The organism is Pelatocladus sp. (genome assembly GCF_059505505.1).
The window spans coordinates 1-11,130 of record NZ_JCACKS010000075.1 but is presented as its reverse complement, the minus strand read 5'-3'; the positions used below and the strand labels follow the sequence as shown (position 1 = coordinate 11,130).

Annotated in this window: 6 protein-coding genes, 1 tRNA gene and 2 pseudogenes; 6 read left to right on the top strand and 3 right to left on the bottom strand. The window is 40.3% G+C overall.

The features are described 5' to 3' along the window. The first annotated feature begins 59 nt into the window (after positions 1 to 59). From AC5JMK_RS07225 to AC5JMK_RS07215, 3 genes and pseudogenes are all read left to right on the top strand, one after another. Positions 60 to 629: a chemotaxis protein CheB gene (locus AC5JMK_RS07225; protein ID WP_495909750.1), complete on the top strand. Its 570-nt coding sequence runs from the start codon at positions 60 to 62 to the stop codon at positions 627 to 629. 228 nt (positions 630 to 857) lie between these two features. Further along, the gene (locus AC5JMK_RS07220; protein WP_495909749.1) at positions 858 to 2,732 is read left to right on the top strand and encodes a CheR family methyltransferase; all 1,875 of its coding nucleotides are present in this window, start codon (positions 858 to 860) and stop codon (positions 2,730 to 2,732) included. Positions 2,733 to 3,448: 716 nt separating this feature from the next. Continuing rightward, positions 3,449 to 4,775, top strand: a pseudogene (locus AC5JMK_RS07215) (PAS domain-containing sensor histidine kinase). 67 nt (positions 4,776 to 4,842) lie between these two features. On the opposite strand, the gene AC5JMK_RS07210 reads toward AC5JMK_RS07215, so the two are convergent. Continuing rightward, positions 4,843 to 5,052 carry a CopG family transcriptional regulator gene (locus tag AC5JMK_RS07210; RefSeq protein ID WP_495909748.1) on the bottom strand — a complete coding sequence of 70 codons (210 nt, stop codon included), beginning with the start codon at positions 5,050 to 5,052 and terminating at the stop codon, positions 4,843 to 4,845. 798 nt (positions 5,053 to 5,850) lie between these two features. Further along, positions 5,851 to 6,765: a 16S rRNA (cytosine(1402)-N(4))-methyltransferase RsmH gene (gene rsmH / locus AC5JMK_RS07205; RefSeq protein ID WP_495909747.1), complete on the bottom strand. Its 915-nt coding sequence runs from the start codon at positions 6,763 to 6,765 to the stop codon at positions 5,851 to 5,853. Between the two features lie 302 nt (positions 6,766 to 7,067). Here rsmH and AC5JMK_RS07200 point away from each other — a divergent pair, with 302 nt between their 5' ends. Further along, positions 7,068 to 8,252 carry an NAD(P)H-quinone oxidoreductase subunit H gene (locus AC5JMK_RS07200; RefSeq protein WP_495909746.1) on the top strand — a complete coding sequence of 395 codons (1,185 nt, stop codon included), beginning with the start codon at positions 7,068 to 7,070 and terminating at the stop codon, positions 8,250 to 8,252. A gap of 253 nt (positions 8,253 to 8,505) precedes the next feature. On the opposite strand, the pseudogene AC5JMK_RS07195 reads toward AC5JMK_RS07200, so the two are convergent. Beyond that, positions 8,506 to 9,176 (bottom strand): annotated as a pseudogene (locus AC5JMK_RS07195) (HNH endonuclease); the annotation flags it as partial. 422 nt (positions 9,177 to 9,598) lie between these two features. Between AC5JMK_RS07195 and AC5JMK_RS07190 the strand changes: the two are divergent. Continuing rightward, positions 9,599 to 9,670: transfer RNA gene (locus AC5JMK_RS07190), tRNA-Asn, on the top strand. A 24-nt stretch (positions 9,671 to 9,694) separates the two neighbouring features. Beyond that, the gene (locus AC5JMK_RS07185; RefSeq protein WP_096677840.1) at positions 9,695 to 10,912 is read left to right on the top strand and encodes an aminotransferase class V-fold PLP-dependent enzyme; all 1,218 of its coding nucleotides are present in this window, start codon (positions 9,695 to 9,697) and stop codon (positions 10,910 to 10,912) included. Positions 10,913 to 11,130: the final 218 nt, after the last annotated feature.

Here is an 11,130-nt window from a genome sequence, read left to right as displayed (position 1 = left end):
AACTTCTATTGACGTTCTTTTACCACAAAATATACTATTTTGGAGATGTTTAGTGATTAATGACGAATAACTACATAGTAGTAATAGTGGTATCAGCTGGTGGACTTAAGGCTTTAAGCGCAATTTTATCCAACTTACCCCAAGAGTTTGCTGCTCCCATCGCCATTGTTCAGCACCTAGCTCCCCACTATCCGAGTATGCTTGCTGAAATATTAAGTCAACGTACTCCTTTAATAGTTAAGCAGGCAGAAGCGGCTGACAAGTTAAAACCAGGCACGGTTTACATTGCTGCTCCCAACCATCACCTGTTAATCAATACCGACGCAACTTTGTCTTTGTCTCAAACGGAAAAAGTTCGTCATGTCCGCCCCGCAGGCGATGTGCTGTTTCAGTCAGCAGCAGCTAGTTTCCAACAATGGGCGATCGCTGTTGTCTTGACTGGGATGGATGGTGATGGCGCAACCGGAGTACAGGCAATAAAAAAGATGGGTGGTACAGTAATTGCTCAAGATGAAGCGACTTCTGATTTTTTTGCGATGCCTGAAGCTGCTATAAAAACTGGAGTAGTTGATTTTGTTTTGCCTTTGGAAGCGATCGCTAATACTTTAGTTTATTTAATTAATAAGTAACTTTCCAAATATTTTTTATATTTAAACCTCATCTATCTTGAGAATTGGAGTTTGCGATCGCTTGTAAGTGAAAAATCATTTTGATCCTGATGAGTAAAACTAGGGGTTTCCAACTAGACGAGGTTTAAAACTTTTAAATTATATTTTATTTTTGTATAAATTACTTAATTTAGCAATTAATTTGCAAAATATTGTTCTTATTAATATGCTTTAACGCGCCCATTACTTATGAGTACCACGGATACTAATCCAGAACTAGAAAACCTTTTAGAATACATCAAACGCAACCGTGGTTTTGATTTTAGGGGCTACAAGCGCACCAGCTTAAGCAGGCGGATAAAAAGACGTATGCAAATGATTGGTGTTGAAGATTACAACGAATATCTTGACTACCTGGAAGTACATCCAGACGAGTTTGTTGAGTTGTTCAACACGATCTTAATTAATGTCACGGGTTTCTTTCGAGATGCGGAAACTTGGGAATATATAGCAAGTGAAATCATTCCTCGGATCATTAGTAACAAACACCCCAGCCAACCTATTCGAGTATGGAGTGCGGGATGTGCTTCTGGGGAAGAAACTTACACTTTAGCTATGTTGCTGGCTGAAGCAGTGGGTATAGAACAATACATAGCACGAGTGAAAGTCTTTGCAACTGATGTGGATGCTGAAGCTCTTGAATACGCTCGTCATGCAAACTATAACCCCAACCCCAAGGAAATCCAACCTATTTCTCCAGAGTTACTAGAAAAGTATTTCGAGCGTTTAGGTGGTCGCTACATCGTGCAGAAAGAATTGCGTCGCGGTGTCATTTTTGGTCGTCACGATTTAGTTCAGGATGCACCAATCTCCAAAATTGACATGCTAGTGTGTCGCAACACTTTAATGTATTTCAATTCTGAAACTCAAGTGAGAATTTTGGATCGCTTTCATTTTGCTCTACACAATCACGGTTTTCTGTTTTTAGGTAAAGCAGAAATGTTGTTTACCCGTAATCACTCCTTTACACCTTTGGATTTGCGGCGACGTATATTTACAAAAGTAACAAACGGAAACCGCCGCGATCTATTGTTGAATATCACACATTTGAGTACTCAGCAATCCACACCGGAGAACGTTGACAAGATGACTCGCATTCATCAAGCAGCCTTCGAGATTGATCCAATTGCTCAGGTGATAGTGGATATTCACAATTATTTGGTGCTAGCTAACGAACAAGCTCGTAGTTTATGTAATCTCAATCCTAGAGATCTAGGTCGTCCCCTACAAGATTTAGAAATTTCGTATAGACCATTAGAATTGCGATCGCAGATTCAGAAAGTTAGCACTAGCCACCGTGCTGTCACTTTGAAAGAAATTGAATGGTCAATTACAGAACAAGAAACCAGATATTTCGACGTCCAGATCATACCTCTGCTAGACAATAAGGGCGATGAATTTTTGGGCGTAAAAATCGTCTTCACCGACGTTACTCGCTTCAAACAATTACAAAACGATCTAGTACACGCCAACCAAGAACTGGAAACAGCTTACGAAGAACTCCAATCTACTAACGAAGAATTGGAAACGACCAACGAAGAACTTCAGTCTACCGTCGAAGAACTCGAAACCACCAACGAAGAACTCCAATCTACCAACGAAGAGTTGGAGACAATGAACGAGGAATTACAATCTACTAACGAAGAACTCCACACTCTCAACGACGAAATGCGTCAGCGTAGTGATGAACTTGCTCAAATCAACACCTTTTTGGAATCGATTTTGACTGGTTTGCACAGTGGTGTGGTCGTTCTCAATCAAGACCTACACATCCAAATTTGGAATTATCGCGCTGAAGACCTTTGGGGTGTCCGTGCTGATGAAGTTAAAGGTAGACACTTTCTAAATCTGGATATTGGTTTACCAGTTGAACAACTTCGTCAACCTATCCGCACCTGTTTACTAGGAGAGTCTTCATGTCCAGAAGTGACACTTGAAGCCATAAATCGACGTGGTAGAGCAATATTGTGCAAAATTTCCTGTACACCTCTACGTGCTTCAACCACACGAGATATTCAAGGAGTAATCTTGTTAATGGAGGAAATTGACAAAACGAACAAGTAGCCATCATGAACTGGATACACCAAAATGAAGTTAACTAGCTAGGGTCGTCATTGGTTATTGGTAGATTCTTAATCTCATACTTAAACGCTGTTTTTTATCACTCGCTAAGGAGATATAAAAACAACTATATATGTGTCACTCTTAATCAATTGAAAGCAGCAGATTCTATTTTATAGATGAGCTTGTTTGTAAAGGTTGCATTGATTTCCAAACTAAAATTTATAATCAATATTTAAACTTTTGGAAGATCAAATTTTGCCATACTTATAACGGCCGAGGGGTGATAGCCTCCCAAAAATCAATTAATATGTTAAATAAAGTGACAAAAATTAGAGCTTACGGCTTGTAATTAAAAAGTTGCAAGCATGAAGTTAAAAAAATCCCAAATCTTGTTTACATACTTAACCAAAACTCAATATAGTGACATTTTTGTTAAATAATTGATTATAGAAACTATGATTTAATTCTTGTTAAGATATGCCATCAAGAAATCAACCAAATAATTATAACATTCTTTTTTAAAATTCAACATCATTAAATATGCCAAAATTCCTTCCTTCTTTCTCTCCCAACTCTATTAATAAATCAGTTTCACCAGATAAATTTAATACCTCAGAGTCTTTTCGGTAGCTTTTACAGTACTAATTCCTCTGAATAATTTTACATACTTTAAATAAAAAAATAATAAACCAGTCATAATCACTAGGAGTTTCAGTGTGAACACCTCCGAATGGACCCAACAAATAAAGGCTGTACGTCAACGTGCTGATGCGCTACAAAATCATGCTAATACTTCACCATTACCGTCATCAGAAATTCTGCATGATTCTCTTGAGGAACTTAACACAGCATTAGAAGAACTCAGAGTAGCAGAAGAAGAAATACGCCAACAGAATCAGGAATTAATAGATATCCGCTTTGCATTGGAAGTGGAACGTCAACGCTACAAAGAACTATTTGATTTCGCCCCAGATGCTTATTCTAGTAACTAATACTGAAGGCAAAATCTTAGAAGCAAACCGCACTGCTAGTAGCTTATTTAGAATATCACAAAAATATATTCAAGGTAAATTACTGATCAATTTCGTCCCAGAAAATCAGCGTCGTGTGTTTCGTTCCCAGCTAATTAGTTTGCAGCAGATCAAACAAATTCAAGATTGGGAAATTCATCTGCAAACGCGGGAACACACTAAATTTGACGCCGCCATCAGTGTAACTACAATCTGCGATCGCCAAGGTAATTCTCAAGGTTGGCGTTGGTTGATCAGGGATATTACCATCCGTAAGCAAGCAGAAGAACAGTTACAGGCGATCAAAAATGAAAATTTACAATTACAAGAAGCGACAAGGCTCAAATCACAGTTTTTGGCAGTAATGTCTCATGAATTGCGTACCCCAATGAATGCGATTTTGGGCTTTTCCCAACTATTGCTACGCCACCCATATAATCAGTTTCCGCCACAGGCAAGAAGCATGGTAGAACGTATTTTATCCAGTGCCAGACGCCTACTGGCGCTGATTGAGGATATACTAGATTTCTCCAAGCTGGAGGCTGGACGGCTGGAGTTGAATCTAGAAGAATTTAATTTGGCTGAATTGATCACAACAACCGTTCAAGAATTATATTGTTTAGCCCAGCAGAAAAATTTAACTATAAATGTTTATATTAATCTTACAAATCCTCAGATTATTAATGATTGCGATCGCTTTCGACAAATTTTAGTTAATTTGCTTTCCAATGCGATTAAATTCACGGATGTAGGTAATGTAAATGTTGAAGTCTTAGAAATTCAAGACAGAGTGATGTTAATCGTAAAAGATACAGGTATAGGTATTGGCGAAGCTGATTTAAAAAATATTTTCCAAGAATTTCGGCAAGTTAACCAATGTCTGACACGTAAACACGGCGGTACTGGTTTGGGACTAGCAATTGTAGACCAATTAGTTAGCTTAATGAAAGGCACTATTACTGTGGAAAGTAAACTCGCTGAAGGTTCAACTTTTCGTGTTGAGTTACCAAGAGTCGTTCATAGCAATTATTAAATGATGATTAATTCATAATTCATAACTTGTACTTATAAATTATGAATTATGAATTATGAATTTTAAATTAAATTCGCAATTGACCGATAGTAGTTGAGTAATTCTGTTCAATTGAGTTTAAGTCAGTTTGCAATTGTATAGGTAATCCTCGAATAAGTTCCCTAATCACATCTGTTGCTGGTCTACCAGTTTGTTGGCAATATCGTTCAAGCTTCTCGGCTTCACCTGAAGCTAGGTTTAGAGTGATTCGCTTGGTTGCCCATTTTTTGTTCATCATTACTGAGTATTTACCTAAATTTTTTTGGTGTGTTCAGAAATATGTAGATGGACATAAATAAACAAAAGTTTCTAGTAACTAGTAACAATGGCTTATTACAAACTAGGAATATCTTTCATGCTTAATTATGTCCATCTACTGAATACATGAAGAAATGGAAGACTAGCCTCTTTTAGGGGATACCCTATAAAAGCATCGCTATGCCAACAAGAAATTATTGAATTCTCTGATTCACTAGTTGCACCCCAAAAAGGCAGGCTGTTTTTTCTTATCAGAACCAATAAAGGCTTCTATGATGTTGTTCTTTTTAAGAAATTACTGTTTTGAAGGCTTGGTTTCCATACATCTAAGGTATAAATCCCCTGTTAATTTTTTCAGTAATTACCGCTACAACTTTATGACTAAAAGTAGCAAACACTATCAATTAATACATATTTGATGAAATTGGCAAAAATATCAAATACAGTTGATAACTTGTTTGCTTGCTCAATCAGAAATCCGAGTCGGTTCGGAAGTAGATGAAGAAGATTCCCTATTATGCTTACTAATCTTCTCACGAAAAGCTTCTATTTAGGTGTAAAAGATCGAAGTAATTTGACAATCACCAACAGTAGCCCCAAACTAGAAAGCGAAGATGACCCTCCCAGAAGAACAACTTGTCGGCGTCGCAGATGGAATGGACTCGCAGTTCTAAGCAAATTATTTTGGGAATAGTTGATTAATGGTCATTGGTGTTTATTCTCCGCTTTGTCTCCATTGTCCCCCATAGTCCCCCATATCCCCGAATGTGAGTGCGTCTCATAACGGAGAATCCCCGATTCCTACCCTCTGAGCGATCCTTAATTTCGCAGAACGAGAACGAGGATTATTGACAATTTCATCTTCTTGTGCAGTAAGTGGCTTTTTTGTCAAAACCTTTAACAAAGGTGAGTTCCTCAAACCATGTTTAACCAAACGGTCTTCTAAACTATGAAAACTGATAATCGCAATTCTGCCACCAGGTATAAGCGCCTGTGGTGCTTTGGCGATCAAGGTTTCTAAAGATTTTAACTCATCGTTGACCACAATTCGCAGTGCTTGAAAAACACGAGTCGCAGGGTTAATTCTGCCATAACGATATTTGGGTGGAACACTGTAGGCGATCGCCTGTGCTAGCTGTGTGGTCGTCTCAAACGGACGCTGTTCGACAATGCGTTTAGCAATACGCCGTGAGAGTCTTTCTTCCCCATATTTAAAAAAAGTATCTGCTAGTTCAGTTTCATCCCAATCATTAATTACATCTGCTGCTGTTAGAGATTGTTGTTTATTCATTCGCATATCCAATTTAGCTTCATGGCGAAAGCTAAAACCCCTGTTTGCTGTGTCCAGATGGTAAGAACTCACTCCCAAATCAGCGATAATACCAGCAAAACTACTAAGTGGAAATTCGTAAGCCGCAAAGTTGGTGTGGATAAATGTGACACGTTCTCCAAATTCAGCTAATTCCTTTTGCGCCGCCGCCAAAGCATCCTCATCTTGGTCAACAGCAGTGACTCGCACATCGGTTGCAGCTTCCAAAATTAAACGAGTGTGACCTCCACCCCCAACTGTTGCATCTAAATAATTCCCACCAGGGCGTACCGCTAAACCTTCAATCACTGCTTGAGGCAAGACAGGAGTATGAGAAAAAGTCCGTTCTTCAATATCTATCGGTTCGGTGGAATGAGAATTCATGTTGACTGGCGCAGAAATAAGTATAACGTCGGGGTAGTTCAGCGATATAGCCTATGGTAATCTTCTTGAATGCCTATGGATAGTTCTGCTAGTGTCAATCGGCTTGTCTACACCCATCTCAATATAATTAAATTAGTTGAATCCAAGCTAAACGCATGAATTCTCCAATTTTAACTTGTGGAATTTATGTGTATTAGTAGCAAATATATCTTCAAAAAGCCACCCGAAATCAAAAACGTCAAATAAATATCCAAGTAGGGGTTATTGGCTTCATCGTTAACAAACCGGAGAACACTGAATCTATGGCAAGAATAGAAACCCGCACTGAACCAATGGTGCTGAACATGGGGCCTCATCACCCCTCAATGCATGGAGTTCTGCGGTTAATTGTCACTCTAGATGGCGAAGACGTTGTTGATTGTGAGCCGGTCATTGGCTATCTACACCGGGGGATGGAAAAAATTGCGGAAAACCGCACTAATCTCCAATATGTCCCCTACGTCAGTCGCTGGGACTATGCGGCGGGTATGTTTAATGAAGCCGTCACAGTCAACGCCCCCGAAAAATTAGCAGGGATTACCGTCCCCAAACGCGCCAGCTATATCCGCGTCATTATGCTGGAGTTAAACCGCATCGCTAACCATTTACTGTGGTTTGGCCCGTTCCTTGCTGACGTGGGCGCTCAAACTCCCTTTTTCTACCAGTTCCGCGAACGGGAAATGATTTACGACCTGTGGGAAGCTGCTACAGGTTATCGCATGGTTAACAACAACTACTTCCGTATTGGGGGAGTAGCGGTTGATTTACCCTACAGTTGGGTAGACAAGTGCGAAGACTTTTGCGACTACTTAATACCCAAGATAGATGAGTACGAGCGCTTAGTTACTAACAACCCTATTTTCCGTCGCCGTGTAGAAGGCGTTGGTACTATCACCCGCGAAGAAGCACTTAACTGGGGACTTTCTGGCCCAATGTTACGTGCATCTGGCGTCAAGTGGGATTTGCGGAAAGTAGACCACTATGAATGTTACGACGACTTCGACTGGGAAGTACAGTGGGAAACTGCCGGAGATTGTTTAGCCCGTTACCTGGTACGGATGCGGGAAATGCGTGAATCCGTGAAGATTCTTCGCCAAGCTCTGAAAGGACTTCCAGGCGGCCCATACGAAAACCTAGAAGCCAAGCGGATGCAAGCTGGTAAAAAATCCGAGTGGGATGATTTTGATTATCAATACATAGCCAAGAAAGTTGCTCCTACTTTTAAGATTCCCAAAGGCGAAATTTACAGCCGCGTCGAAAGTGGTAAAGGTGAATTGGGAATTTATTTGATTGGCGATGATAACGTCTTTCCTTGGCGGTGGAAGATTCGCCCAGCAGATTATAACAACCTACAAATTCTCCCTCATTTACTGCGGGGTGTGAAGGTAGCAGATATTGTGGTAATTCTGGGTAGTATCGACGTAATTATGGGTTCTGTAGACCGCTAGTTAATTGTAGGGTGGGTATAAATGCTTACTCTACTAAACTTAAGCAGGTTCAGCCAGCTGGACGCTAGTTCGATAAACCATGTGAACAAAACCACGTTGATCACAAAAGGCTTGATATATTTCCTGCAAACCAGAAATCAATTGTTCATAAAAACCTCACGGGATGCGGGAAACAAGCGCGTCTACCCTGCGGGAAGCAAGCTACAGACCTGAGAGGGAAGCGACACGAGTGGTTTTAACCACCGTGGTCTTTTTAATTTGCGTAACCATAACCATCTTTTTTGTGGATTGCTGAACAGTATTTGTAACTAATTCCTTGAACTAATCCATTATTGGTAGAGATGTTGAAACTACCAGTAGTCCTAACAGCAACTCGCCCAACATATTCACCTATCTTTTTGCCTTTACCGACAACAGCTTTGACGATATCACCAGTCTGAAATCCTTTAACAAATTTGAATCTTGGAACGTATCTAGAAGGAAAACCAAACTTGTCAGTTCTACAAGATTGTCTAGAGCCGTGACCATTAGCAGTGATTAATAATGGTTTAATTCCTTTGATGTTGAGAATTGGTGTTGATTGCCCTACACAAGCAGCATCTAACCAGTGAGATTTTTCTAAATTTTTTGGCTACGGTTGAACTTTGTTAATCCTCCTGAACCTGTTTCTATAGGTAAGCCAGTTTCTTTCAATGCGTTCAACAATGCAAATCTGGTAGTGTTTACTGCGGCTGCATCTGCCAATGGTTTTTTAGCTTGCTTCAAAATTATTCCCAACTTTGAAGGGTCTTTTTTGAGAAACTCTTTAATATCCTTAATCCCTTTCTTTGTGTTGCATTTTTCGCAACTTAATGTGAGATTTGTAATCGAATTGCTACCTCCTTTGGCTCTAGGGTGAATGTGTTCTATCTGTAGTGGAACGTCGTAATGTTAGCTTTGTCAATGTTTTAAGAGCTTTTTAGACTTGCAACACTGTTTCAGTGACTTTAAAACTGTTTAATTGCAAATGACAGGGCAGGGAACTAGCTAGCCTTCGGCAACGCCGGGGGCGTACGCATTGTCCTCGGTGTCGTGACTCAAAAAACGTAGTACGCGAGGTACTTAGACTGGTCAATACAGCTTGTTTGATTTCTCTTACAAGCTCAGCGGCTTTAGCCCTGAGTTATTGACAAGCTTGTCCTTGACGCGGAACATAGGATAATCCTCAACTCTGTCGGAAAAGCGAGTCAAAGGGTTTGAGTGGATTCGGATTGCTAATCAACACACACACAAAATTTTTTCAAAAAATTTTCCTAAAGTACTTGCCAATTCCTAGAACTTGGTATTACTATTATTAATCGTGACGTTCCTCAGTAGCTCAGTGGTAGAGCGGTCGGCTGTTAACCGATTGGTCGCAGGTTCGAATCCTGCCTGGGGAGTTTAAAAAGGATAAAAGGTGAAGGATGAAGGATAAAGAAAGCGTTTCATGCCTCAACCTTCAATCTTCATCTTTTAAGAATTTATGGTCGCTTGATCCAAAGGTAACTTTTCTCAATCACGGATCATTCGGTGCTTGCCCGATCACAGTCTTATCATTTCAGCAACAGTTGCGATCGCAGCTCGAACAAGAACCACTACGATTTTTCACCAGGGAATGGGAACTACTTCTAGATGCAGCTAAAAACAAACTAGCGGCGTTTGTGGGTGCTGATGTCGAAGATTTGGTATTTGTCCCCAATGCAACTACTGGCGTCAATGCAGTGTTGCGTTCCCTAATTTTTCATCCCGGAGACGAAATACTCACAACTAACCACGAGTACAACGCCTGTCGTAATGCACTTGATTTTATCGCCAGCCGCACAGGGGCGCAGATAGTAATTGCTCAGATTCCTTTTCCCCTAGATTCGCCTCAGCAAGTTGTAGAAGCAGTCATAGAGCAAGTTTCACCTCAAACAAGATTAGCATTACTAGATCATGTCACCAGTCAAACAGCATTAATCTTTCCCCTACAGCAGTTGGTGCAGCAATTGCAAGCAAGGGGTGTGGACACACTTGTAGATGGCGCTCATGCACCGGGTATGTTATCCCTAAATTTGCGAGAAATTGGCGCGACCTATTACACGGGAAATTGCCATAAATGGCTGTGTGCGCCCAAGGGAGCAGCTTTTTTGTATGTGCAACGAGATAAACAACCACAAATTCGTCCTTTGACAATTAGCCACGGTGCGAACTCGCCACGCACTGATAAAAGTCGCTTTCAATTGGAATTTGATTGGATGGGAACAGATGATCCCACAGCGTATATGTGCGTACCAGAAGCGATCGCATTTTTGGGTTCCCTGTTACCTGGTGGTTGGGATGAATTGAGACAGCGCAATCATCAATTAGCATTGCAAGCCAGACAGCTACTTTGTGAAACACTCCAAGTTTTGCCACCTTGTCCGGAAGAAATGATCGGCTCAATGGCTATTATACCCATACCTATTGTTTTGTCAAACCGCAATTTTTTATCTATACGTGATGAGTTATTTGATCGGTTTGAAATTCAAGTGCAAGTGGTTCCTTGGCAAGAGACACCGAAGTTACTAGTGAGGATTTCCGCGCAGATTTACAACACAATTGAAGAATATGAGTATTTAGGCAAAGTGCTGGGAGAATTGATTGCTGAGAGTGGTGGCTAGCGGCATTAAGATACAAAGGTATCTTAACGTCTTTGTGGTTTGATAAAGGATTTTTTCACCACCAAGGCACATAGACACGAAGAAAAATAGCCAGATAAATTAGTATCGGCGTAACTCCCCAGGTAGGACTGTAAGGATCATTCCATTGAGAGAAGAATTATGGTAGTAAACATCTCCAAAATAGTATATTTTGTGGTAAAAGAACGTCAATAGAAGTT

Coding starts and splice junctions, on each gene's coding strand:
- AC5JMK_RS07225 (WP_495909750.1), top strand. CDS start 60: ATGACGAATAACTACATAGTAGTAATAGTGGTATCAGCTGGTGGACTT.
- AC5JMK_RS07220 (WP_495909749.1), top strand. CDS start 858: ATGAGTACCACGGATACTAATCCAGAACTAGAAAACCTTTTAGAATAC.
- AC5JMK_RS07210 (WP_495909748.1), bottom strand. CDS start 5,052: ATGATGAACAAAAAATGGGCAACCAAGCGAATCACTCTAAACCTAGCT.
- rsmH (WP_495909747.1), bottom strand. CDS start 6,765: ATGAATTCTCATTCCACCGAACCGATAGATATTGAAGAACGGACTTTT.
- AC5JMK_RS07200 (WP_495909746.1), top strand. CDS start 7,068: ATGGCAAGAATAGAAACCCGCACTGAACCAATGGTGCTGAACATGGGG.
- AC5JMK_RS07185 (WP_096677840.1), top strand. CDS start 9,695: ATGAAGGATAAAGAAAGCGTTTCATGCCTCAACCTTCAATCTTCATCT.